We start from the raw sequence: 23,820 nt of genomic DNA, 5'->3' as shown, positions 1-23,820 counted from the left end.
GATCAGAACAAGCTGGAAGCTGCCACATTCCGGACCGGGGCAGCCAAATCGAGCCCCGCCGGGATCAACTGCCCCGCCTCGGATCACAGGGGCCGAATTCGAGCCCGTCCGGCGCTTGAGGGCAAACGGCCACCGGGCCGAACCCGGGCCCACCCACCGGCCGGACCGGGGCGGACCCGAACCGAGAGCCCCCCGGCCAACGGCCGGCTACGCGCCGAACCCCTTCGACGCCCCCTTCACCGGCTTCGCCCCCGCCAGCAGATGCGCCGGCACCAGATCCCGGGCCGGCTCCGAGTACCCGACCGAAACGATCTTGTCGCCCTGGTACGTGAAGCTGGTCAGCGAGGCGAGCGTGCACTGGCGCTTGCGCGGGTCGTGCCACAGCCGGCGCCGCTCCACGAAGCTGCGCACGATCCAGATCGGCAGCTGGTGGCTGACGCACACCGCCTCGTGACCGCGCGCCGCGTCGCGCGCCGCGTCCAGGGCGCCCATCATCCGTACGACCTGCTCGATGTACGGCTCACCCCACGACGGCCGGAACGGGTTCGTCAGGTGCTTCCAGTTGTCCGGCTTGCGCAGCGCCCCGTCGCCCACACCGAAGGTCTTGCCCTCGAAGACGTTGGCGGCCTCGATGAGCCGCTCGTCGGTGGCGAGGTCCAGGCCGTGCGTCTTGGCGATCGGCGTCGCCGTCTCCTGGGCCCGCTCCAGCGGGGAGGCGACGACATGCGTGATGTCGCGCTTGTCCAGGTGCTCGGCGACCCGGTCGGCCATCTGCCGGCCGAGCTCGGAGAGGTGGTAGCCGGGGCGGCGCCCGTACAGCACACCCTCCGGGTTGTGCACCTCTCCGTGGCGCATCAGGTGGACGACGGTGATGTCCTTGCGTCCGGCGTTGCTGCTGGTCTCGCTCATGCGGTGGCCTCCGATGCGGCGCGGGCTGCGGCGGGCAGCGCGGCGGCGATCCGCTCGACGGCCCGGCTGTCGTGTGCGGTGGAGACGAACCACGACTCGAACGCGGACGGCGGGAGGTAGACACCCTGCGCCAGCATCGAGTGGAAGAACGCGGTGAAGCGGAAAGCTTCCTGCCGCTTGGCGTCGTCGTAGGTGCGGACCGGACCGTCCGTGAAGAAGACGGAGAACATGTTGCTCGCGGCCTGCACGGTGTGCGCGACCCCCTCCTTGTCGAGGGCCTGGCTCACCAGCCCCCGGATCTCCGCGGAGACCGCGTCGACCTTCGCGTACGCGGCGTCGTCCAGCAGACGCAGCTGGGCGAGACCGGCGGCGGTCGCGACCGGGTTACCGGAGAGGGTGCCCGCCTGGTAGACGGGGCCGACGGGGGCCAGGTGCGCCATCACGTCGGCGCGGCCGCCGAACGCCGCGGCCGGGAAGCCGCCGCCCATGACCTTGCCGAACGTCATCAGGTCGGGCCGCACCCCGTCGACGCCGAACCAGCCGGCCTTCGACGTACGGAACCCGGTCATGACCTCGTCGGAGATGTACAGCGCACCGTTGGCGGCGCAGATCTCCTTGAGCCCCGCGTTGAAACCGTCCAGGGGCGGTACGACGCCCATGTTGCCCGGCGACGCCTCGGTGATCACACAGGCGATCTCGCCGGGCTGCGCGGCGAAGGCGGCCCGCACGGCCTCCAGGTCGTTGTACGGCAGCACGATCGTGTCGCCGGCCTGGGCGCCGGTGACCCCCGGCGTGTCCGGCAGACCGAAGGTCGCGAGACCGGACCCGGCGGCGGCGAGCAGCGCGTCGACGTGACCGTGGTAGCAGCCGGCGAACTTCACGATCTTCGCCCGGCCGGTGAAGCCACGGGCGAGGCGGATCGCGGACATGGTCGCCTCGGTGCCGGACGACACGAGCCGTACCTGCTCCACGGGCTCGACCCGGGCCACGATCTCCTCGGCGAGTGCGACCTCGCCCTCGCCGGGCGTACCGAACGAGGTGCCGCGGGCGACGGCGTCCTGGACGGCGGCGATGACATCGGGGTGGGAATGGCCGAGAATCATCGGCCCCCACGAGCACACGAGGTCGACATACTCGCGACCGTCGGCATCGGTGAGGTACGGACCGGTACCGGAGACCATGAAGCGGGGCGTACCGCCCACGGCTCGGAAGGCACGTACGGGAGAGTTCACGCCACCGGGCGTCACGAGGGCCGCGCGGTCGAAAAGCGTCTGCGAAACTGGGGCGTCATAGGGAAAGCTCACACATGCCATGGTGTCAGAGCCACGGACGGAGTTGCGGACAGGTGTTTCACCGCACGTTCGTGGGGGAGGTCACTGACACGATGATCGGGTTGCGCGGCGGGGGCTGTGTCTCCTAGTTAGTAGTCGGGTGGATGAGATATGCATCGCGGTGGCGAAGTGGGCGAAGGCACCGACGACCTGGGGCCCGAGCCTGCCCGGCGGGGTCGGCACCGGCGCGAGGCTGAGCGCAAGCAGGGCATACAGGCCGGCGGTGCGCAGGTCGGAGCCGGAAGCAGGAGCAGTGGCGGGATGGGGGTGACCTACAAGTACTTCGGGGCCCCGGACGGCGCCACTGCCGCACGTGTGCCCATTTCCATGCGGCCCGAGGAGCTCGGCGGCGACGAGCTGGGCATGGGCGGCATGTTCACCAAGATCAAGCCGGAGACGGTCGCCGCGATGGTCCTCACCGGCATACAGGGCATACCCCTGCACAAGGTCCCGCCGCTGGAGCTGGTCGTGCTTCACCCCGACTACGCGGTGGTCAAGCTCCCCATGACGGTCGTGGACCCGCTGCGCGGCGTGGGCGAGGAGTCCGTGGGTGCCGCGGCCTTCATCTGGTCGACGGTCCCCGACCGCGGCGGCCCGCGTGACGCGTACAACGTCTATCAGCTGCTGCACGAGTGGCAGGACTTCAGCCACCGTCTGCACGATGCGGGGCATCAGGCCTACTGCCTGGTCTGGCCCTGACCCGGCCTTCCGGAGCGACCTCGCGCAAGCGGGCCCGTCGAAGCCACCCCTTCGTCAATCGCCGTTAGTTATAGAATTACGCCGTGAGCAGCGAGGATGCCGCCCTGGAGGCGTTGGTCGCACTGGGGGACCCGGTGCGACGCGGACTGTATCGGCACGTCTCCGGGACGCCGGGCGAAGTGGGGCGGGACGCGGCGGCCGAGGCGGTCGGGGTCTCCCGTTCGCTGGCCGCGTTCCACCTGGACAAGCTGGTCGAGGCCGGCCTGCTGGAGGTGTGCTTCCGGCGGCTTTCGGGGCGCAGCGGCCCGGGGTCCGGGCGGCCCTCGAAGCTGTACCGGCGGGCCGGGGGCGAGCGCACCGTCTCGGTGCCGCCCCGCTCCTACGACACGGCGAGCCGACTGCTGGCCGAGGTCGTGGAGCGGGCCGGGCTCGACGGGGAGCTGCAGGCGGCCGCCAGGGCCGCCGGGGAGGCCTCGGGGGGTGAACAGGGGTGCGCGGCGGATCCGGTCGAGGTCCTGCGGGCGCGCGGTTACGAGCCGTTCTGGGACGAGGGGACGCTACGACTGAACAACTGCCCCTTCCATGCGCTGGCCGACCAGTTCCCCGCCCTGGTCTGCGGGATGAACCTGGCCGGAATCGAGGGCCTGCTCAAGGGGCTGCCCGGCGGCAAGGACTGGAGCGCGGCGATGGACCCCCTTCCGCACGGGTGCTGCGTCGCGCTCGAAACCGCGAAGAGGACGGGGCCGGGCGCCGAACCGGAAGCCGCCGCGGGCGCACCGCCGTCGCGCACGGAACCGTAGCCGAAGTCTAAAAACAGCATTCGTTGACTTTAGAAGGTCCGCCCGGGCATGCTTGCCCCCGTGAGCGACTTCCACCTTGCCCAAGTCAACGTCGGGCGCATGCTTGCCCCACTTGACAGCCCCCAGCTGGCCGGCTTCGTCGCCCAGCTCCAGGAGATCAACGCCGCCGCCGACCAGGCTCCCGGTTTCGTCTGGCGCATGGTCGACGACAGCGGTGCCGACGCGACGAACCTGCGCCCCGAGCACGACGACGACCTGCTCCTGATCAACTGCTCGGTCTGGGAATCGGTCGAGGCACTGCGGAACTACACGTACCGCAGCGACCACCTCAAGGTGCTCGCGCGCCGCCGTGACTGGTTCGAGCGTCTCGCCGACGTCTCCGTCGCACTGTGGTGGGTCCCCGCAGGACACCGCCCGAGCATGGCGGAGGCGATGGGCCGTATCGCCCTGATCCGCGAGCAGGGCGAAGGGCCCGAGGCCTTCACCTTCCGGGCGCCGCACCCGCCACCGTCCGGCTCCCCCGCCGAAGCCGCGCACGCCCGCCGGGGCACCCCGTCCCGCACTGAACACACACCCACTGAACGCACACCCGCCGAACACGCACCCCGCTGAGCGGGCCGCCGCCGAACACACGGCCCAGCCGGCGTCACCCCCGGCGCCGACCTGCACGAAGGGCGTCCGCCAGCCAGCCCTATCCGGCCATTCATTGGCCGAAGAATGATCTTCAGTAGACCTGCCGAACCTGCCGATGCAGGAGGCATCGACACTGAAGGAGGCCTGCCATGGGCGACACTCTGCTGGCTCTGTCCATCCCCGTGCTGGTCTTCGCCTCCGGCATCTACGCGGCATGCGATACCTGGTGGCGGCGCCGGCATCCGGCGCCGCCGTCCCCGTACACCCATCAGGCCGCCCGGCTCGCCGAGCGCGCGATGCTCGTGGACGCCGAGCAGATCGTGGACGGCGCCTACGCGGCTCTCGGCACGCTCTACGACGGCCCGACGGCGGCGGACACGCCCATTCCGGCCACCGGCGTCACGCCCGGGGCGGCTGCCAGCCCGGATCACGACCGGTCAGCGCCAGCACCCGCGCAAAGGGGCTAGCCCCGTCCGGTACGGGGAAGGGCTCGCCGAACACCTTCGCCTCGCGGGCCTTCGGAGCCATCCCCTCCATGACGGGACCGAGCTCGTCCACCACGTCCGCGTCCGGCGCGAACTCCTGACCGGTGGCCCGTGCCAGGTCCCACGCGTGCACCGTCAGATCGCCGAGCACCATGTGCCCGACCGTCCGCGCGGGGAATCCCATGGCGCCCGTGGTCCCCTCCTCCGCGCCCGGCGCCGCCCACGCCTCGACCAGCGCGGCGGTCTCCTCGCCGAAACGTTCCCGCCAGTCCCCGGCGACCGCGTCCGGGGCCTCGCCGTGCTCCACGTCCCGCCTGGCCGCGAGAGCGGTGAAGTTGGCGACCACCTGGGCGAGATGGCTGACCAGGGCACGCACGTCGTACTCCGCGCACGGCGTGGGGTCGTCCAGCCGGCTGTCGTCGATCCCCCGCACCACGGGCAGCGCGCTGCCGGCCGCCGCATCCAGCAATTCACTGATCTTCTTCATGCTTCGACCATGCATCCGGTGACGGCCGGGGTCTTGAACAAACGCGACAGCCGGGACGCGGAAGCGGACCACGTCATAGGATCGGCAGCCATGCCCGGCTCCCCAGGTCCCCGACGCGACACCCGGGGCATCGTCGACGCCCCCGAGCTGTTCGCACACGTACGCTTCCGGCGCCGGGAGCCGGCCCCCGCGCTGCGCCCGTACCTGGAGCACTACTGGCTGATCGACTGGGATCTGCGCGAGCCGTACGCCTCCCATCTGGTCCCGCACCCCAGCGTCAACCTGGTCTTCGAGCGGTACGCGGGCTGCGGGGACGAGGACGCCGGGTTCGCGGAGGTCTCGGGCATCGGCCTGGAGCTCTTCACGCAGAAGCTGGAGGGGCGGGGACGGGTCTGCGGTGTGCAGTTCCGGCCGGGCGGCTTCCGGCCGTTCGCACCCGACCGGCCGGTGTCGGACTGGACGGGCCGCCGGGTCCCGGCCGCCGAGGTGTTCACGCCGCCCGCCCCGCCGTCGGCCGTACTGGACCCCGGGCGGGAGGACGCGCGGGTCGCGGCGCTCGACGCGTACCTGCTGGCACTCGGCCCGGAACCGGATCCGCAGGCCGAGCGGGCGATGGCCCTGGTCGATCTCGTACGCACCGACCGCTCGGTCCGCCGCGTCGGTGAACTGGCCCGGTCCGAGGGACTGTCGGTGCGGTCGCTGCAACGGCTCTTCGCCACGTACGTGGGCGTCGGCCCCAAGTGGGTCATCCTCCGCTACCGCATCCACGAGGCGCTGGAGCGCGCCGAGTCGGACCCGGCGGTGGACTGGGCGGGACTCGCCGCGGACCTCGGCTACAGCGACCAGGCGCACCTGGTCAGAGACTTCACCGCGACGGTCGGCGTCCCGCCGACCGTGCTGGGTGCCCGCTGAATGTCAGTGACCCGTCCTACAGTTCCGGCATGGAGCGCGCCGAAGCACCATCCGTACGGATCGAGCCCTGGTCGGACAGCGACCTGGAACTGCTCCGCCGTGCCAACGCACCGGAGCTGATGGACCATCTGGGCGGCCCCGAGTCGGAGGAGCAGCTCATAGGGCGTCACGGCCGCTACGTGGCGCTGAGCGCGGACCGGACGGGCCGGGGCAGGATGTACCGCATCGCGCTGCCCGGAGAGGCCGAGGCCGTGGGCACCATCGGCTTCTGGGAGCGCACCTGGCAGGGCCGGGAGGTGTACGAGACGGGGTGGGCCGTCCTCGCGGAGTTCCAGGGCCGGGGCATCGCGTCGGCGGCGACGGCGGCCGTGGCCGGGCAGGCGCGCGCCGCGCGCAAGCACCGCCAACTGCACGCCTACCCGTCCGTGGACAACGCCGCGTCGAACGGGGTGTGCCGCAGGGCGGGGTTCCTGCTGATGGGCGAGTGCGAGATCGAGTACCCACCGGGACACCCGCTGCTGACCAACGACTGGCGGCTGGACCTGCACCCGGACAGCTGACCGCTGCCCGCCGGCCGCCGCCCGCTGCCCGCTGCCCGGATAAGGATTTGACGGGCACGGCCGCCTCTTGGATATTTATCTGCGTCACACAGCTTATGCGTTTCGCAGACAATGCTCGGTCCATGATCCATCGGGACCCCTCACCAAGGAGACCTCTTCATGCTCACCCTCGTCACCGGCTGCCGCGGCCGCGTCGCTTCCGCGCTCCTCTCGCTCCTGCACGGGGGCGGCCACGCCGTGCGCGCCGCCTCCCGCAACCCCGTCGAACTCTCGCTGCCGGCCGGCGTCCCGTCCGTGGCCTGTGATCTCGGCGACCCCAGCACCTTCGCGGCCGCCCTGGAAGGCGTCGACTCCGTCTTCCTCTACGCCGAGCCGTCCCACATCACCGAGTTCCTCGCCGCCGCGCAGACCGCCGGCGTCGCACACATCGCCCTGCTCTCCTCCAGCTCGGTCCTCGACCCGGACGCCGGGTCCAACCCGATCGCCGCCTCCCACCACGCGGTGGAGCAGGCCCTGACCGAATCGCCCCTCACCTCGACCCTCCTGCGCCCCGGCGCCTTCGCCGGCAACGCCTACCAGTGGTCGGAGTCCATCCGGTCGGGCCGCCCCGTCGAACTGCCCTACCCGCACAGCGGGACCAGCCCCATCGACGAGACCGACATCGCCGAGGCGGCACTCGCGGTCCTCACCGACGCGCGGCTCCAGGGCTCGGCCTACCACCTGACCGGCCCCGAATCCCTCACCGCGGCCGAGCAGGTCGAGCTCCTGGCCGCCGCGTCCGGCAGCCCCGTCACCGTCCGTACCGTGACCAGGGCCGACTGGAAGGCCGCCGTCTCCCCCTACATGCCGGAGGAGATCGCCGAGGGGCTGCTCGACCACTGGGCCGCCACGGACGGCTCGGCTGCCGAAGTCACGGACGAAACGGAGGAACTGATTGGCCGTCCGGCCCGCACGTTCGCGGCCTGGGCCGCCGGACACGCCGCCGCCTTCCGCGCCTGACGCCCGCGCGACCCGGTCGAATCCCGTGGCTGCGACCCCCGCCCCGATGGCATCCTGACCAGGTGAACGGACCCGAGATCCACCTCGAAGTCGCTCCCGAGCTGCGCCTCTTCGTCGCGCACGAACGCCGCCGCGGCCGGACGGCCGTGACCACCGACGGCTCGTCCACCCTCGGCCACGTGGTGGAATCGCTCGGCGTCCCGCTCACCGAGGCCGGGCAACTCCTCGTCGACGGCAACCCCGTGCCCGTGTCACACATCCCCGCGGCGGGCGAACAGGTAGAGGTCCGGGCCGTCCAGCGCCCCCAGCACGTACCGGGCGCACCCCTGCGCTTCCTCCTCGACGTCCACCTCGGCACCCTCGCGCGGCGGCTGCGGCTGCTCGGTGTCGACGCGGCGTACGAGAGTGAGGACATCGGCGACCCCGCACTGGCCACCCGCTCGGCCCAGGAGCGGCGGGTCCTGCTCTCCCGGGACCGCGGACTGCTGCACCGGCGGGAGATCTGGGCGGGGGCGTACGTCTACAGCGACCGCCCCGAGGCGCAGTTGCGCGACGTACTGGAACGGTTCGCGCCGGACCTCGCCCCGTGGACGCGGTGCACGGCGTGCAACGGACCGCTGGCGGCAGCCGACAAGGACACCGTCAGCGGGCAGTTGGAGCACGGGACGCAGCGGTCCTACGACGTGTTCGCGCAGTGCACGGAGTGCGACCGGGTGTACTGGCGCGGCGCCCATCACGCCCGCCTGGAGGCGATCGTCAACGAAGCCGTCCGCGACTTCGGGAACGCCCTGGCCGGCCCCGGCCCGTCGGGCGCCTGACTCAGCGCCCCGCGTCAGGGCGCGTCGCCGTCACGCAGCTTCTCGACCTGCGTGGCGCTCAGCTCCACGGTCCGCCGCATATGAGCGATGAGGAAGGCGACCTCGTCGTCGTCATACGTGTCGAACAGCGCCGCCCAGCCGCCGTTCAGCCGCTCCCAGACCGCGCCGAACTCCACCATCCGCTCCGGAACGGTCGTGACCAGCACCCGCCGCCGATCGGCCGTGTCCCGCGCACGGGTCACATACCCGGCCCGCTCCAGCCGGTCGACGAGCCGGGTCGCCGAGCCGGTGGTGAGCCCGGTGAGCTCCGCGACGCGGCCCGTGGTGACGGGCCCGGCCTCCAGACCGAGCAGGTTGAGGCACTGCAGATCGGTGGGATGGAGCCCCAGATGGTCGGCCACGGCCTGGTTGAACAGCGCGTACGAGGCCATGTAGCGGCGCGAGGTGACGGCCAGCTCGGCCAGCAGGGCGCTGCGACGGGGAGCGGATGACTTCTGCGGCATGCAGAGAGTGTACGAAGCAGAGACATCACACCCCTGCGACCGATCGGCGCTGCGGCAGCCCGGCTACGGCCGGTCGGTCGGTGCTGCAGCTGCTGCCCGGCGCTACTGCTGCTCGGCGCCGCGGCCGATCGGCGCTGCGGGCGGTCGGTCGGTGCGGCCGGTCGGTCGGTGCGGCCGCCGCTCGGCACTACGGCCGCTCGGCGGTCAGGTAGCGCTGGACGGTGGGCGCGAGCCAGGCGACCACCTCGTCACGCTCCATCGACACCGCGGGCGGGACGCGCAGGACATAGCGCGCGAGCGCCATGCCCAGGATCTGTGAGGCCACGAGAGCGGCGCGGCGCGGCGCGTCGGCAGGATCGGGACAGACTCCCTCCGCTATCGGTCCGAGCTGCTCGGCGAACACGGCCCGCATCCGCTCGGCACCGGCCTCGTTGGTGACGCCGACCCTGAGCAGTCCGGTGAGCACGTCGTCCTGCTCCCAGCGGTCCAGGAAGTGGCCTACGAGGACGGCTCCGATGTGCTTGCCGGGCATCGCCCCGAGCGCGGGCATCCGCAGGTCGATCACGGACGCGGCGGCGAACAGTCCCTCCTTGTTCCCGTAGTAGCGCATCACCATCGACGGGTCGATGTTCGCGTCGCGGGCGATGGACCGGATGGTGGCGCGCTCGTATCCGTCGGCCGCGAAACGCTCGCGGGCCGCTTCGAGGATCGCGGCCTTGGTGGCATCGGAGCGGCGAGGGGATGCGGGGGCTCTCGTCATGCCAACAAATGTAGGCCAACACCCGTTGACATGCCAGCCCGGCCGGGCTTATGTTTGCCAACAAGCGTTGACCCACAAGCGTTGGCATTCGGCATCAGGGAGACCGCCATGAACAGCAGCTCCGACTCCGGCACCAGCACCACCACCAGCCCGAACCGCGACATCGCCTCCGCCCCGGCACCCACCGTCGACGTACTCGTCGTGGGCGCCGGCCCCACCGGACTGCTGCTCGCGGGCGACCTGGCCGCCCAGGGCCTGTCGGTCACCGTCGTCGAACGCCGCCGCCACGAAGCGGGAAACGTCACCCGGGCCTTCGCCGTCCACGCCCGCACGCTCGAACTGCTCGACACCCGCGGACTCGCCGACGAGCTGATCAAGACCGGCACCACCCTCACCTCGCTCCGCCTCTTCGGCCGGCTCGGCCTCGACCTCTCCCGGCTGCGCACCCGGTTCCCGTTCCTCCTGATCACTCCGCAGTACGAGGTCGAGCGCCTGCTGGAGCGCCGCGCCCGTACCGCCGGGGCCGACCTGCGGTACGGGGCGGAGCTAACGGACCTGGACCGGGCGGCGAGCACGGACACGGTCACCACGCGCATCCGCGAGGCGGACGGCACGCAGACCACGCTCATGGCGCGCTACGTCGTAGGCACCGACGGGGTGCGCAGCTCGGTGCGCCAGGCCCTGGGGCTCCCCTTCCCGGGCGAGTCCGTGATCCGGTCCATCGTCCTGGCCGACGTCCGCCTCACCGAGGAGCCCGCCGCCCTCCTGACCGTCAACGGGGTGGGGGACGCCTTCGCCTTCATCGCACCCTTCGGCGACGGCTGGTACCGCGTCATGGGCTGGGACCGCACCCACCAGGCGGCCGACAGCGACCCGGTCGAGCTCGGCGAGCTCCGCGAGATCGCACGCCGCGCGTTCGGCACCGACTACGGGATGCACGACGCCCGCTGGATCTCCCGCTTCCACAGCGACGAACGCCAGGTGCCCGCGTACCGCACCGGACGGGTCTTCCTCGCCGGGGACGCCGCCCATGTCCACTCACCCGCGGGCGGACAGGGCATGAACACCGGCCTCCAGGACGCCGCCAACCTCTCGTGGAAGCTGGCCGCCGTACTACGGGGGCACACCGCGGCCCCCGAGGCGCTCCTGGACAGCTATCACGCCGAACGGCACCCGGTCGGCACCAAGGTGCTCCGCGCCAGCGGCACGATCGTCCGCCTCGCGATGGCCCACAGCCCGCTCCAGCGGACCGTCAGGGCACTGGTCACCCGGGCGCTGTCCGCCGTCCGCCCCGCCTCCGACCGGGCCATCGGCATGATCTCCGGCATCGGAATCGGCTATGCGGCTCCGCGCGGGGCGCACCGGCTCACCGGGACGCGCGCCCCCGACCTCGGCCTGATGGAGGGACGCCTGCACCAACTGCTGGGCGAGGGCGCGTTCGTGCTCGTCACTCCTGCCGGAGTACCCACACCCGTGTCACCCGCGCCGGTCGTGCACGCCCACTGGTCGGGCGACCGGACCTCAGCACTCCTGGTCCGCCCCGACGGATACGTGGCCTGGGCCGGCGACCGAACCGACCCCGCGGCCCTCACGGCCGCACTGACCCGATGAACCGGCCCGCGCACACAGACCCAGGCGCGGACCGCACAGACCACACAAGCAGCGCAGGCGGCGCAGGCGGCTCAAGCGGCTCAAGCGGCTCAAGCGGCTCAAGCGGCTCAAGCGGCTCAGAACACGTACTCGTCCCCCGTCGCGGGAGCCAGCACCTCGTGCTCGCTGTTCTTCGTGTTCCGGTCCGTCGCCCCGCCGTTCCACACGGTGTCGATCCGGACGATCACCTCGGCCGGCCGCCCGGCGAGCCGCAGTTCGAGAGCGAGCTGCCGCTGCTCGGAGCCGTCCGCGTGCAACGTGCCCGTCCGGCACAGCACGGTCGTCAGATCGGCCCGCAGACACTCCTGCGGCAACTGCTGGCGGCCCGCCAGCGGTACGGAGACCCGCAGCCGCACGGTCGCTCCGTCCAGATCCGCCGGCCCGCGGTTCTCGCTGCGCAGCCAGATCCCGAGCCCGGTACCCCAGAGCGAGACATGCCCGTGGTGCGAAACATCCGCCTCCGGTGCGATGTTCCGCGCCGCCGGCGTACCGAAGGGCGCGCCGACGGCGGCGGCCGTCCCGCCCACACCCAGCGCCACCGTCGACGCCATCGCCGCCGCAGCGGCCACCCCCAGCAGAGCCTTACGCGTCACTACCATGCCCTGAAGATACAGATCATCACGAATTATCCATATTTACCCACTGGTTCGGCGCGTCTCGGATACGCGTCCATGGCACGCTTCCCCCATGTCCGTGCTCCGCTCCATCGCCCTCTTCGTCGTCGCCGCCCTGTTCGAGATCGGCGGCGCCTGGCTCGTGTGGCAAGGGGTCCGGGAGCACCGCGGCTGGGCCTGGATCGGCGGGGGCATCATCGCTCTGGCCACCTACGGTTTCGTCGCCACGCTCCAGCCCGACGGCGAGTTCGGGCGGGTGCTCGCCGCGTACGGCGGGGTCTTCGTCGTGGGGTCGATCGCCTGGGGCATGGCCGCCGACGGCTACCGCCCCGACCGCTGGGACGTGACGGGTGCACTGATCTGTCTGGCCGGCATGGCCGTGATCATGTACGCCCCCCGCAACCACTGACCGCGCCCCTGCCTATCCTGAGCCCGTACCGATCAGCTGTCCGAGGAGCCCGCCATGGCCGCCGCATCCCCCATCGCCGTCATCACAGGAGCGAGCAGCGGCATCGGTGCCGCGACCGCCCGGCAGCTGGCGGCAGCCGGCTTCCGCGTGGTGCTGACCGCACGCCGCAAGGACCGCATCGAGGCGCTCGCCGCCGAGATCACCGAGGCGGGCCACGAGGCCACGGCCTACGCCCTGGACGTCACCGACCGCGCCGCGGTCGACGAGTTCGCCACCGCGTTCCGCACCCTCGCCGTTCTCGTCAACAACGCCGGCGGCGCGCTCGGGGCCGACCCCGTGGCCACCGGCGACCCGGCGGACTGGCGTCAGATGTACGAGACCAACGTCATCGGCACGCTCAACGTCACCCAGGCCCTGCTCCCGGCCCTCACCGCGAGCGGGAACGGCACGGTGGTCATCCTCTCCTCGACCGCCGGCCTCTCCACCTACGAGGGCGGCGGCGGCTACGTGGCCGCCAAGCACGGCGAGCACGTCCTGGCGGAGACCCTCCGCCTGGAGATCGTCGGCACCCCGGTCCGCGTCATCGAGGTCGCCCCCGGCATGGTCAAGACGGAGGAGTTCGCCACCACCCGCTTCCGCGGCGACACCGAGAAGGCCGCCAAGGTCTACGCGGGCGTCGACGCCCCCCTCAGCGCGGACGACGTGGCCGACACGATCACCTGGGCCATCACCCGCCCCAGCCACGTGAACATCGACCTCCTGGTGGTCCGCCCGCGCGCCCAGGCCTCCAACTCGAAGGTGCACCGCACGGTGTGAGGGCTCACCGGCAACGGGTGCGCCCTCACACCGGGGGTCAGAACAGGCGGACGCGCGAGGCGGGGTCCCAGGACATATCCGCGTACGGGCCGCTGATGGAGCCCTTGCCGTTCCCGTAGTGGACGTGAATCTGGCCGTCGATGGGCCGCAGGATGTCCGACAGCCCGTCGCCGGTCACGTCACCGGTCGAGATGACGGGCGCGTCGGAGGGCCAGGCGTACGGCAGTTTCTTGCGTGCGCCGAAGCCGCCCTTGCCGTTGCCCGGGTACAGGTACAGCCCCCGGGACTTGTCGCGGGCCAGCAGGTCGCTCCTGCCGTCCCCGTTGAAGTCGCCGGGTGAGACGAGCCGGTTCACGGCGTTCCAGCCGCCGGTGCCGGACACCTTCCGGTGGCCGAAAGCGCCCTTGCCGTTGCCGGGGTACAGCCACAGCACTCCGGCCTTGTCGCGGGCCAGCAGGTCGCTCCTGCCGTCGCCGTTCAGGTCACCGGCGGCGCTGATCTCGTACATCGTGTTCCAGCCGCCGCCGACCCTGACCCGTGCGCTGAACGTGCCGTCGCCCCGGCCCGGGTAGAACCACAACACGCCGTACTTGTCGCGGGCGTACAGGTCCTCCTTGCCACCACCGTTGTAGTCGCCGTGCCGGACCAGTTGCGTCATGACGTTCCAACCGCCGCCGACGAGACTGGCCTTGGGCCGCCCCTGGGTGTCGGCCAGCCCGGACAGGAACCAGAGCCGGCCGTCGTCCGCGCGCTCCACGCCGTCGGGTACGGAGTCGTTGTTCAGATCACCGAACCGGGCGGCGGCAGGCAGTCCGGCCGGCCTCTTCTGCCTCGGCCCCCAGTCCAGCCACGGGACGCCTGTATTGGCCTCGTACTCCGTCGCCGCCATCATCACGGAGCCGATGTTGTTGTTCCAGGTCTTCCCGAAGGAGCCTCCGGAGAGTTCCAGCTCGCCGAGGTGCGGCGGGAGGATCAGGGTTTCGCCGCCGAAGTTCGACGAGGTGTGGGCCACGACCCACTTGCTGCTGTCGTTGACGAGCGAGGATGTCTTGTCGTTGAAGGTCCCCAGGCTGGACTGGCTGCCCGTGAGCGTCTTCATCTGACCGGTGTAGTAGCTGTACTGGAAGAGGCAGAGCTTCCCCGAGGGACAGCGGGCAGCCCCGTCGGCCGCGGCGGCCTGCGGGGCCGCGGTGACCAGGGCGGCCAGGGAGGCGGCCAGGGCCACGGCCGTGGCGGCCGCACGGCGGCCCGGGATGGTTCCACGCATGCGAGCGGACTCCGTTCGTTGGAGGGGCGGGGCCGGGCGATCGGTCAGAAGACGAAGGTCGCCTTCGCAACACCGGCGAACGTCTTCGCGGACTTGAGGCCGCCGTTCGCCGCACCGGTGCCGGGGTAGACCTGGAGGCCGGTCTGCGACGGGGCGTGCGCGATCAGGTCGGGCCGGCCGTCCCCGGTGACATCGCCCAGTCCGGCGAGCTCCGTGCGCGTGTTCCAGCCCCCGGTCCCGATGAGCTTGCGGGCCCCGAAGGCGCCCTTGCCGTTGCCCGGGTAGAACCAGAGCCGCCCCGCGGTGTCCCGGGCCACCAGGTCGGCCCGCTGGTCGCTGTTCATGTCGCCGGAGCCGACCAGTTCGTTCATGGCCTTCCACCCGCCGCCGACCTTCTTACGGGCCCCGAAGGCGCCCTTGCCATTGCCGGGATACGTCCACAGCGTGCCTGCCCCGTCGGAGGCGAGCAGGTCCCCCTTGCCGTCCCCCGTGAGGTCTCCGGCCGCGACCAGGTCGCGCATGGTGTTCCAGCCGCCGCCGACCCGGGCCCGCACGCCGAAGCTGCCGTCGCCCCGGCCCGGGTAGAACCACAGCACGCCGGACGTGTCACGGGCGAACAGGTCCTCCTTGCCGTCGCCGTTCTGGTCGCCGTGCCGGGTCAGCTTGTTCATGGCGTTCCAGCCGGCGCCGGCCAGCCGGTCCCGGCCCCCCGAATCGTAGGTGTGCGAGGACCACAGCTGTCCGTACTTGTTACGGGACAGCAGATCGGCGAACCCGTCGGAGTTCACGTCCCCGAAGGCGGCGGAGGCCGGCAGCCCCGCAGGGCGGGCCTTGGGCCCGTCCTCCCAGCTGTACGTGGCGTACCGGCTCTCGCCCGCGCAGAAGTAGTCCGCATCCGGCCCGACGTCGAGGGAGCTGACGGCCCCGTCGAGCTGGGGCATCCAGCTCTCGTCGAATGACTGACTGCCCGCGTACCAGTGAGTGGCCTCGCCCCTCGGGTCCAGGTTCGGCAGGCTGTTGAAGCACACGCCCCAGTCGGTGTGGTTGGTGAACGAACGGATGCGGTTGTCCCACGAACCGAGTGTCAGCATGCCCTTCTTGACGATGAGCATCTGGCCCTGGCCCAACGGCGCGCTGAACACACACAACTCGCCCCACTGACATCGGCCGTACCCGCTCGCCGCCTCGGCGGGCACCGTGGTGGCCGCGGCGAACACACCTGCGACAGCAGCGGTCGTGAGCACGCCACGCAGGGCGCGCGAAAGATGGCTACGCACTCGGTTTCCCCCCAGAAATGGTGCAGAGCGGCCACCGCACCACTCACGGATGCGCAGCCGAAGTGCCCGAATAGTAAAGGGTCGGTGAGACACCCGGCCCTCCGGGACTCGGGCACCGCTCCCGCACCACCGCGCTCAGCCCTTCACGCAGATGATCTGCTTCAGCTTCGCGACGACCTCCACCAGGTCGCGCTGCTGGTCGATGACCTTCTCGATCGACTTGTAGGCGCCCGGGATCTCATCGACGACACCGGAGTCCTTGCGGCACTCCACACCCCGCGTCTGGTCCTCCAGGTCCTTCGTGGAGAAGCGCTTCTTGGCGGCGTTCCGGCTCATCTTCCGGCCCGCGCCGTGCGAGGCCGAGTTGAAGGACTTCTCGTTGCCGAGGCCCTTCACGATGTACGAGCCGGTGCCCATGGAGCCCGGGATGATCCCGAAGTCCCCGGAGCCGGCCCGGATGGCACCCTTGCGGGTGACCAGCAGGTCCATGCCGTCGTACCGCTCCTCCGACACGTAGTTGTGGTGACAGGAGATGACCGGTTCGAAGGTCACCTTGGCCTTCTTGAACTCCTTGCGGACCACGTCCTGGAAGAGCGCCATCATGACCGCACGGTTGAGCTTCGCGTACTCCTGCGCCCAGAAGAGGTCGTTGCGGTAGTCCTGCATCTGCGGGGTGTCCGCGAGGAAGACCGCCAGGTCACGGTCTACCAGGTCCTGGTTGTGCGGCAGCTGCTGTGCCCGGCCGATGTGGAAGTCGGCCAGCTCGTTGCCGATGTTCCGGGACCCGGAGTGAAGCATCAGCCAGACCGAACCCGACTCATCGAGACAGACTTCAATGAAGTGATTTCCCCCGCCGAGCGTTCCCATCTGCTTCGTGGCACGTTCCTGACGGAATTTGACCGCATCGGCCACCCCGTCGAACCGTGCCCAGAAGTCGTCCCAGCGGGGCGCCGCGAGGTCGTGCAGCCGGTCCGGGTCCACCGGGTCGCTGTGCATACCCCGGCCCACCGGAATCGCCTGCTCGATCTTCGACCGGAGCGGGGACAGGTCCCCGGGCAGGTCGTTGGCGGTCAGCGATGTCTTGACCGCGGACATTCCGCAGCCGATGTCCACGCCCACCGCCGCCGGGCAGACCGCTCCGTGCATCGCGATCACCGAGCCGACCGTGGCGCCCTTGCCGAAGTGGACGTCCGGCATCACGGCCAGACCCTTGATCCATGGCAGGGTGGCGACGTTGCGCAGCTGCTGCATGGCGACGTCCTCGACCGAAGCCGGATCGGCCCACATACGGATGGGGACCTTCGCGCCCGGCACCTCTACGTACGACATAACCCCTCGATTCCCCCGAAAAGACTGAAAGCGCAAAACCGGTGCCAAGGTCGGCAAATGAGTCGGTCGACCGGCATTCACGGCGGCGCGTGCGATACACATTGTGTCCACCGGCCGCCATCGAGCGGCAACCGTTTTTCGCGCGAAGGGAGCCCAGGACCGTGCGACGAATGGCGTACGTACCCGGCGCCGTGCTGATCGTGGCACTCGTCGCCGGCTGCAGTGCCGGCACCGAGGGCGACGCATCCGCCACCGACAGCAAGCCCGGCACCCTGTCCGCCTCCGCCGCGCCCCCGGGCAAGTACCGCACCCTTCCCGAGGCCTGCCGCGCCATCCCGCTCGCCACGCTGAAGGACCTGCTGCCGGGCGCCGCGCAACTGCCCGAGGTCCAGCAGGAGCAGGTGTACGAGGGCACGCCCGCCGGAACGTTCGACACGGACCGCCGCGTCGGCTGCAGCTGGAAGTCCGAGGCGGCCGACGCCTCCCGCAGCGTCACCATCGACTTCGAGCGTGTCGTCTCGTACGACCCGGCCGTGAGCGACGAGGACCGCGCCCGCGAGGTGTACGCGAAGAAGGAGGAGGCCGCGGACCTCCCCTCGGCCTCCGTGCCGCCCGACGGCGCGGAGAAGGACACGGCCTCGCCCGAGGGCTCCCCGACGGGGAAGGCGGGCGCCGACGGGAAAACGGACGCGACGCCGGGCGCCGGCGCCGACCCGGAGAGCAGCCCGAGCGCCGACGCGGACGGTGGCACGGGCACCGGCGACGCGGACGGTCCTGCGGATGACACCGCGGACGGCGGCACGGCCGGCAGCCCCGCCGAGAACCTCCGGCCCCGAGTCCTCGACACACTCGGAGACAGTGCGTTTCTGGACGATCTGCTCACTCCGGCAGGTTCCGCCGCACAGCAGCGCACGGTGAGCGTGGTATTCCGCACATCGAACGTCATCGTCACCATCCGGTACACCGCGCAGCCGGCCCTCTCCACCGAGGTCCCCGACAGCAAGGAACTGCAGGAGAAGGCCCAGGCACTGGGCGAGAAGCTGGTCGACGGACTCAGCGAGTAGCCCCGCCCCCGGCCGCCACGGGCCGCCCCCGGGACTCCCGGCCGGGGCGGCATCCGGGACCCGTCCGTCGTACCGTGGCCCTCCGGACCACCCGCCCGACCGCCGCGCCACCCGAGTGAAGGAACCATGCACCGATCAGCCCCGCGACTCACCCGCATACTCGCCTGCGCCGCCGTCCCGGTGATGCTCGTCGTCGCCGGCTGCTCGTCGGACTCCGACGGGAAGAAGGACAGCGCCTCCTCGTCGTCCGCCGCACCGGACGCGACGAAGACCGAAGCGGCCGTCGCACCGGCGAAGTTCGCCGAGCTGCCCGACCCGTGCAAGTCGATCACCGCGAAGACGGTCAAGTCCCTGGTCCCCTCGGCCAAGAACAAGAGCGGTACGCGCGGCAGGTCCAGCGACACCGCCGCCCGCGGCGGCTGCTCCTGGAACGGCCTCGACGACAACGGCGTCAAGGGCTCCCAGTACCGCTGGCTCGACGTCGGCTTCACCCGCTTCGCGTCCGACCAGGCCCTCGGCAGCGGCGCGGACCGGGCCCGGGCGGACTACACGAAGCAGGTCGCCAAGGCCCAGGCGGCCGAGGGTGCGAAGAAGCTCGCCACCGCCCCCGCCCCGGCCGGCTCGATCGGCGAAGAGGCCACCAAGGTCACGTACGACCTCACCAAGACGGGTGAGGACTTCAAGTACGCGACGGTCATCGCCCGTACGGGCAACGTCGTCGTCACCGTCAACTACAACGGTGCGGGCTACGCGGGCGCCAAGACCCCGTCCGCCTCGGACATCCTGAAGGGTGCCGAGACGGCCGCCAAGGAGGCCGTCGCCTCGGTGGCCGCCGCCAACGACGCCGGACAGCCGAGCGGCTCGCCGAAGCCCGCCGGGTCAGCCTCGGCCAAGGCTTCCGCCAAGGCCTCCGCCTCCGCCACGAAGACGGGCTGACCGCCCCCGGCCCTCTCCTGCGACGAAGCCCGGTCCTCGCCCGAGAACCGGGCTTCGCCCCTCCCCGCGCAACACCACGCTCCGGCATGTGCCAGGCTGTGCCCGCCGGATCTCGAAGTCGTCCCGCTGGAACGGACGTCGGGGACAAAGAATTGGGGAGGGGTCGCGGGTGGCCGCGATGCAGCTGACACGCACTCACCGGATACTCGTCGGGCTCGTGGTCGCCGGTGCGGTGCTCATCGCGGCGATCGGTTTCGCGGGCTCGTACGCGGCCGTGCGCGAGCTCGCCGAGCAGAAGGGCTTCGGCAGTTTCTCCGTCGTCTTCCCGATCGGCATCGACGCCGGCATCTGTGTCCTGCTCGCGCTGGACCTGCTGCTGACCTGGCTGCGCATCCCGTTCCCGCTGCTGCGCCAGACCGCGTGGCTGCTGACCGCGGCGACGATCGCGTTCAACGGCGCGGCTGCCTGGCCCGACCCGCTGGGCACCGGCATGCACGCCGTGATCCCGGTGCTGTTCGTCGTCTCCGTCGAGGCCGCACGCCACGCCGTGGGCCGGATCGCCGACATCACCGCCGACAAGCACATGGAGGGGGTCCGCCTCACCCGCTGGCTGCTCTCCCCCGTGCCGACGTTCCGGCTGTGGCGGCGGATGAAGCTGTGGGAGCTGCGGTCGTACGAGCAGGTCATCAAGCTGGAACAGGACCGGTTGATCTACCAGGCCCGTCTCCAGGCCCGCTTCGGCCGCAGCTGGCGCCGCAAGGCCCCCGTCGAGTCCCTGATGCCGCTCCGCCTCGCCAAGTACGGCGTCCCGCTCGCCGAGACGGGCCCCGCCGGACTCGCCGCGGCCGGCATCGAACCGGCCCTGCTGCCCCCGGCCCCCGACCGGGCGACAGACCAGGCCCCCGCCGTCGCCGTGGAGACGGCCCCGCAGCCGGAGCTCGCGTACGACCCCCGACAGAACCCGCAGAACCCGCAGCAGCAGCCGGTTCAGCAGGAGCAGTACGCCAAAACGGTTCCCGGCGAGTGGGCCGAGGAGCAGCAGCTCGCGGAGGGGCCCGGCACGCATGACAGCCCGTGGTTCGCGGCGCAGGTGCCGGACGCGGCGTACGAGGGCTCGTACAACCCGACGTACGTCGAGGGCCTGGAGCCCACCCCGGTGATGATCCCGTCGGGTCCCGGGGGCCGCACCCGGCCGCTGGGCAACGTCGGCACGATCGGTGCGGTGCCCGGCCAGCGTACGGAGCAGATGCCGATGGCCCCCGAGGCCGAGGAGGCTTCGGAGCCGGGGCAGGACCAGGGACCCGTGCAGGAGCGGTTCCCGGTGCAGGAGCAGCAGCCGAAGGCCGTCGTCGAAGCCGCCGACGAGTGGGCCGAGGAGTGGGCGCAGGAGGACGCGGAGTTCAGCGAGATCGCGTACGAGGTCTTCGCCGCGTTCGTGACCCAGCACAGCACGTACCCCAGCATCGAGGTCCTCGACATACATCTGTCGGACGGGCACAACGTGCGGCACCCGCGCAGTGCGGCTCTGCTCCGCCAGCTGATCCAGGGCTTCAAGAACCGCTACCACGCCGAACTCGAGGCCGACCACATCGCGTGATCGGGCCATGGATCCGGACACGGAACGACGGCGGCAGGCGAAAAGAACAACAACAGGAACAGCGACGACAACGGCTGAGGGCCGTCACCCGCGTCACCGGGGTGACGGCCCTCAGCCGTGCGCGTTTGCGCAGGTCCACGCGGATCTTCGCGGTCGGGGAATGTCTCGAAAGAGGCATTCCCGGTACGTCCTAGGTCCTCTACATATCGTGCGGCGGCCGACCTAGATTCGATGGTGTGCCGCAGTGGACGCGCCCCCGGTGATTCACGCGGCACGGAAATCAGTCGACCTCGCACCGTCCATCGCGCCGCCGGAATTCGAATGCTCCGTGCACCCGTTTCCCCTCACTTCACGGAGTCCGGATCCCGCCGACCCACCATGAGAGGAACACCGTGTCCCGCGCCCTTCCGCTAAGAGCCGTGCTCGCCTCCGCGGCCGTTCTCACGGCGATCGCGCCGATTGCCCTCCCGGCCCCCGCCCTGGCGAATTCGCCCGCCCCGGCGGCCTCGGCCGCCGGCCGACACACCGGTCCGGACGTGATCAACACCCGGGCGGCCGACGTCTACCCGGAGGGCGTCGCCTGGGACCCCACGCGCCGCGCCTTCCTGGTCGGCTCCGCCCTGAAGGGCACCCTCTCGGTGATCCGGCTGGACGGCACCGTCGAGGAGCTCGCGCCGAGCATCGGGATGGTGTCCACGCTCGGCGTCCGGGTGGACACCGCGCGCAATCGCATCCTCGTCGCGTACAGCGACTTCTGGATCCGCCAGCGCCTGGAGGTCGGGGATCAGCCCCCGACCTCGGGTGTGGCCGTCTTCGCTCTGGACACCGGCAAGCTGCAGCGTCGTATCGACGTCGCGCAGGGGCTCCCCCGGACGTTCGCCAACGACCTGACCTTCGACCCGCAGGGCAACATCTACGTCACGGACTCCGTGTCGCAGACCCTGCAGCGGATCGACCTCGCCGGCCGTGTCACCCCGGTGGTGAGCGACCCCCGCTTCGCCGCGCAGATCGTCGGTCTGAACGGCATCGTCTGGCACCCGGACGGCTATCTGCTGGCCGTGCGCTACGACGACGGCCGGATGTTCCGGATCCGTCCCGACGCCCCGGCCGGCCGCAAGGTGGCCGAGGTGGACCTCGCCGAGCCGCTGGTGGGCACGGACGGGCTCGGGCTGCGTCCCGACGGCTCCCTGGTCGTCGTCACCAACTCGATCGGTGCCGCCGTCGGCGCGCCGGGCGGCGTGGACGCCGTCAAGGTCGTGGGTTCGCGCGACGGCTGGCGCAGCGCGTCGGTCCGCTCGCGGGTGGACCCGTGGCCCGTCGGCGGCCCGACGACCGTGGCGGTGACGCCGTACGGCGACTACGTGCTCAGCGGTGAGGTGGGGACGGTTCTGGTCGGGGAGACCTCGGACCGGATCGTCCTGCGTCGCCTTCCCTGCTCGGGCCCGGTGCGCCACGGGCACTCCACGAGCAGCAACTCCACGAGCAGCAAGGGGATCATCCGATGACGACAACCAAGAGCCGAGGCGTTCTCTGGGCGTTGGTCGCCACCTCTCTGCCCATGTTCATGGTCTCGCTGGACAATCTCGTCGTCACCAACGCGCTGGCGGAGATCAGCCAGGACTTCGACGTGAAGCAGTCGGAGCTGCAGTGGGTGATGAACGGCTATGTGCTGGCCTTCGCCGGTCTGCTGCTGGCCGGTGCGGCGCTGGGTGACCGGTTCGGGCGCCGCCGGGTGTTCCTGGGCGGCATCGCCCTGTTCACCCTGTCCTCGGTGGCGTGTGCGATGGCCGGTTCGGTCGTGACGCTCGTCATCGCCCGGGTGTTCCAGGGTGCGGGCGCGGCGGCCATTCTTCCGGTCTCGCTCACGCTGGCCGTCGGCGCGGTGTCGCGGGCGCAGCGGAACCTGGCCGTCGGCGTGTGGGGCGGTGTCAACGGTCTCGGTATCGCGGCGGGTCCGCTCGCGGGCGGTCTGGTGACCGAGAAGATCGAGTGGAGCTGGATCTTCTGGATCAACGTGCCGGTCGGTGTGATCGCTCTGCCGCTCGCCCTGTGGGCGGTCAGCGAGAGCCGCGGCAAGGAGCGGAGCCTGAACGTCCCGAGCATGGTGCTGGTGACCGCTTCGGTCGTGTCGGCGGTCTGGGGCATCGTGTCGGCGGCCGACCACGGCTGGACGCACGCCACCACGCTGACCGGGCTGTCCCTCACGGTGATTCTGGCGGTGGGGTTCGTCGTGTCCGAGCGGAACAGCAAGTACCCGCTCATCCCGGCCCACATGTACCGCGCGCCGGCCTTCGTGCTGAGCAACGTGGTGTCGATCACGATGTACTTCGGTGTCTTCGGGTCGATCTTCTTCCTCACGCAGTTCCTTCAGGGCCCCATGGGCTACTCCCCGTTCGAGGCGGGTCTGCGCACCATCCCGTGGACGCTGGCGCCGATGTTCGTGGTGCCGGTCGCCAGCCAGTTCGTGGACCGGATCGGCGGCGGCGTGCTGCAGGCGGCGGGCTGCGCCCTCCAGGGGATCGGCCTGGGCTGGATCGCCCTGGTCGTCACGCCGGACGTCGGGTACGCCGCCATGGTGCCGGCGCTGGCACTGGCCGGTATCGGTATGGGTCTGGTCTTCGCGGGCAACCCCGCCACGGTGATCTCGGCGGTGCCGGAGAACGAGCAGAACAAGGCGTCGGGCGCCAACAACACCAGCCGTGAGTTCGGCGGCGCGCTGGGTGTGGCGGCACTGACCACCGTGTTCAGCCGCCAGTTCGCCGACAACACCTCGGGCGATCCGGCCGCGGCGTTCACCGACGGTCTGGAGGCCGCTCTGTGGATCGGTGTGGCGGTCGTGATGATCGGCGCGGTGAGCGGCATGTTCATCCGGCGGAGCGCGGAGCGGGCCGGCGACGAGGCGGCCGAGGACAGCGCGGTGTCGGTCCCGGTCGGCTGACCGGCACGAGGCCCGGCAGACCACCCC

25 protein-coding genes are annotated in these 23,820 nt (G+C 71.1%); 16 read left to right on the top strand and 9 right to left on the bottom strand.

Annotated elements, in window-relative coordinates:
- Positions 1 to 207 precede the first annotated feature (207 nt).
- Together OG959_RS21740 and hemL are read right to left on the bottom strand one after the other, a co-directional pair.
- Complete coding sequence (locus OG959_RS21740; RefSeq protein WP_219567288.1) at positions 208 to 909, bottom strand: histidine phosphatase family protein; 702 nt, start codon at positions 907 to 909, stop codon at positions 208 to 210.
- A complete protein-coding gene (gene hemL, locus OG959_RS21735; protein ID WP_326660854.1) occupies positions 906 to 2,222 on the bottom strand; it encodes a glutamate-1-semialdehyde 2,1-aminomutase in 1,317 nt (438 codons plus the stop codon). The genes OG959_RS21740 and hemL overlap by 4 nt, the downstream gene beginning before the upstream one ends.
- A gap of 279 nt (positions 2,223 to 2,501) precedes the next feature.
- On the opposite strand from hemL, the gene OG959_RS21730 reads away from it, so the two are divergent.
- From OG959_RS21730 to OG959_RS21715, 4 genes are all read left to right on the top strand, one after another.
- Complete coding sequence (locus OG959_RS21730) at positions 2,502 to 2,939, top strand: hypothetical protein (protein ID WP_219567286.1); 438 nt, start codon at positions 2,502 to 2,504, stop codon at positions 2,937 to 2,939.
- Positions 2,940 to 3,022: 83 nt separating this feature from the next.
- A complete protein-coding gene (locus OG959_RS21725; RefSeq protein WP_326660851.1) occupies positions 3,023 to 3,739 on the top strand; it encodes a helix-turn-helix transcriptional regulator in 717 nt (238 codons plus the stop codon).
- A gap of 60 nt (positions 3,740 to 3,799) precedes the next feature.
- Positions 3,800 to 4,351: a DUF3291 domain-containing protein gene (locus OG959_RS21720; RefSeq protein WP_326660849.1), complete on the top strand. Its 552-nt coding sequence runs from the start codon at positions 3,800 to 3,802 to the stop codon at positions 4,349 to 4,351.
- A gap of 170 nt (positions 4,352 to 4,521) precedes the next feature.
- A complete protein-coding gene (locus OG959_RS21715; protein WP_326660847.1) occupies positions 4,522 to 4,839 on the top strand; it encodes a hypothetical protein in 318 nt (105 codons plus the stop codon).
- On the opposite strand, the gene OG959_RS21710 is transcribed toward OG959_RS21715, so the two are convergent.
- Entirely contained in the window at positions 4,772 to 5,344 is a 573-nt protein-coding gene (locus OG959_RS21710; protein ID WP_326660846.1) for a TIGR03086 family metal-binding protein, read from the bottom strand. The two genes, OG959_RS21715 and OG959_RS21710, sit on opposite strands and share 68 nt — an antisense overlap.
- A gap of 90 nt (positions 5,345 to 5,434) precedes the next feature.
- Here OG959_RS21710 and OG959_RS21705 point away from each other — a divergent pair, with 90 nt between their 5' ends.
- The 4 genes from OG959_RS21705 to OG959_RS21690 all read left to right on the top strand — a co-directional run bounded on the left by OG959_RS21705 (position 5,435) and on the right by OG959_RS21690 (position 8,633).
- Entirely contained in the window at positions 5,435 to 6,256 is an 822-nt protein-coding gene (locus OG959_RS21705; RefSeq protein WP_326660844.1) for a helix-turn-helix domain-containing protein, read from the top strand.
- Between the two features lie 29 nt (positions 6,257 to 6,285).
- Complete coding sequence (locus OG959_RS21700) at positions 6,286 to 6,816, top strand: GNAT family N-acetyltransferase (RefSeq protein ID WP_326660842.1); 531 nt, start codon at positions 6,286 to 6,288, stop codon at positions 6,814 to 6,816.
- A 159-nt stretch (positions 6,817 to 6,975) separates the two neighbouring features.
- On the top strand, positions 6,976 to 7,815 hold the full coding sequence (locus OG959_RS21695) for an NAD(P)H-binding protein (protein WP_326660840.1): 840 nt from the start codon (positions 6,976 to 6,978) through the stop codon (positions 7,813 to 7,815).
- A gap of 62 nt (positions 7,816 to 7,877) precedes the next feature.
- Positions 7,878 to 8,633 (top strand): Mut7-C RNAse domain-containing protein, encoded by a 756-nt coding sequence (locus tag OG959_RS21690; RefSeq protein WP_326660838.1) that lies wholly within the window; start codon positions 7,878 to 7,880, stop codon positions 8,631 to 8,633.
- A gap of 14 nt (positions 8,634 to 8,647) precedes the next feature.
- On the opposite strand, the gene OG959_RS21685 is transcribed toward OG959_RS21690, so the two are convergent.
- Together OG959_RS21685 and OG959_RS21680 are read right to left on the bottom strand one after the other, a co-directional pair.
- Positions 8,648 to 9,136: a MarR family winged helix-turn-helix transcriptional regulator gene (locus OG959_RS21685; protein WP_326660836.1), complete on the bottom strand. Its 489-nt coding sequence runs from the start codon at positions 9,134 to 9,136 to the stop codon at positions 8,648 to 8,650.
- Positions 9,137 to 9,323: 187 nt separating this feature from the next.
- Entirely contained in the window at positions 9,324 to 9,896 is a 573-nt protein-coding gene (locus tag OG959_RS21680; RefSeq protein WP_326660835.1) for a TetR/AcrR family transcriptional regulator, read from the bottom strand.
- A gap of 108 nt (positions 9,897 to 10,004) precedes the next feature.
- Between OG959_RS21680 and OG959_RS21675 the strand changes: the two genes are divergently transcribed.
- Positions 10,005 to 11,507, top strand: coding sequence for an FAD-dependent oxidoreductase (locus OG959_RS21675; protein WP_326660833.1), 1,503 nt, complete (start codon positions 10,005 to 10,007; stop codon positions 11,505 to 11,507).
- 116 nt (positions 11,508 to 11,623) lie between these two features.
- On the opposite strand, the gene OG959_RS21670 is transcribed toward OG959_RS21675, so the two are convergent.
- Positions 11,624 to 12,145 (bottom strand): hypothetical protein, encoded by a 522-nt coding sequence (locus OG959_RS21670; protein ID WP_326660832.1) that lies wholly within the window; start codon positions 12,143 to 12,145, stop codon positions 11,624 to 11,626.
- A gap of 88 nt (positions 12,146 to 12,233) precedes the next feature.
- On the opposite strand from OG959_RS21670, the gene OG959_RS21665 reads away from it, so the two are divergent.
- Both OG959_RS21665 and OG959_RS21660 read left to right on the top strand, forming a co-directional pair.
- Positions 12,234 to 12,569 carry a YnfA family protein gene (locus OG959_RS21665; RefSeq protein WP_326660831.1) on the top strand — a complete coding sequence of 112 codons (336 nt, stop codon included), beginning with the start codon at positions 12,234 to 12,236 and terminating at the stop codon, positions 12,567 to 12,569.
- A 54-nt stretch (positions 12,570 to 12,623) separates the two neighbouring features.
- Positions 12,624 to 13,385 (top strand): SDR family oxidoreductase, encoded by a 762-nt coding sequence (locus OG959_RS21660; RefSeq protein WP_326660829.1) that lies wholly within the window; start codon positions 12,624 to 12,626, stop codon positions 13,383 to 13,385.
- A gap of 37 nt (positions 13,386 to 13,422) precedes the next feature.
- On the opposite strand, the gene OG959_RS21655 is transcribed toward OG959_RS21660, so the two are convergent.
- The 3 genes from OG959_RS21655 to OG959_RS21645 all read right to left on the bottom strand — a co-directional run bounded on the left by OG959_RS21655 (position 13,423) and on the right by OG959_RS21645 (position 17,258).
- Positions 13,423 to 14,652 (bottom strand): FG-GAP-like repeat-containing protein, encoded by a 1,230-nt coding sequence (locus OG959_RS21655; protein WP_326660828.1) that lies wholly within the window; start codon positions 14,650 to 14,652, stop codon positions 13,423 to 13,425.
- A gap of 44 nt (positions 14,653 to 14,696) precedes the next feature.
- Positions 14,697 to 15,929: an FG-GAP-like repeat-containing protein gene (locus tag OG959_RS21650; RefSeq protein ID WP_326660826.1), complete on the bottom strand. Its 1,233-nt coding sequence runs from the start codon at positions 15,927 to 15,929 to the stop codon at positions 14,697 to 14,699.
- A gap of 135 nt (positions 15,930 to 16,064) precedes the next feature.
- Positions 16,065 to 17,258 (bottom strand): RtcB family protein, encoded by a 1,194-nt coding sequence (locus OG959_RS21645; protein ID WP_326660824.1) that lies wholly within the window; start codon positions 17,256 to 17,258, stop codon positions 16,065 to 16,067.
- Between the two features lie 170 nt (positions 17,259 to 17,428).
- On the opposite strand from OG959_RS21645, the gene OG959_RS21640 reads away from it, so the two are divergent.
- The 5 genes from OG959_RS21640 (at position 17,429) to OG959_RS21620 (ending at position 23,793) form a co-directional block, all read left to right on the top strand.
- Entirely contained in the window at positions 17,429 to 18,322 is an 894-nt protein-coding gene (locus OG959_RS21640; RefSeq protein WP_326660822.1) for a DUF3558 domain-containing protein, read from the top strand.
- Between the two features lie 126 nt (positions 18,323 to 18,448).
- Complete coding sequence (locus tag OG959_RS21635) at positions 18,449 to 19,258, top strand: DUF3558 family protein (RefSeq protein ID WP_326660820.1); 810 nt, start codon at positions 18,449 to 18,451, stop codon at positions 19,256 to 19,258.
- A 178-nt stretch (positions 19,259 to 19,436) separates the two neighbouring features.
- Positions 19,437 to 20,855 (top strand): DUF2637 domain-containing protein, encoded by a 1,419-nt coding sequence (locus tag OG959_RS21630; RefSeq protein ID WP_326660819.1) that lies wholly within the window; start codon positions 19,437 to 19,439, stop codon positions 20,853 to 20,855.
- A gap of 419 nt (positions 20,856 to 21,274) precedes the next feature.
- Entirely contained in the window at positions 21,275 to 22,360 is a 1,086-nt protein-coding gene (locus tag OG959_RS21625) for an SMP-30/gluconolactonase/LRE family protein (protein ID WP_326660818.1), read from the top strand.
- Positions 22,357 to 23,793 carry an MFS transporter gene (locus OG959_RS21620; RefSeq protein WP_326660816.1) on the top strand — a complete coding sequence of 479 codons (1,437 nt, stop codon included), beginning with the start codon at positions 22,357 to 22,359 and terminating at the stop codon, positions 23,791 to 23,793. The genes OG959_RS21625 and OG959_RS21620 overlap by 4 nt, the downstream gene beginning before the upstream one ends.
- Positions 23,794 to 23,820 lie beyond the last annotated feature (27 nt).

The sequence above is a fragment of the Streptomyces sp. NBC_00385 genome (assembly GCF_035917155.1).
GTDB lineage: Bacteria > Actinomycetota > Actinomycetes > Streptomycetales > Streptomycetaceae > Streptomyces > Streptomyces poriferorum.
This window is presented reverse-complemented; position numbering and strand designations above follow the sequence as displayed.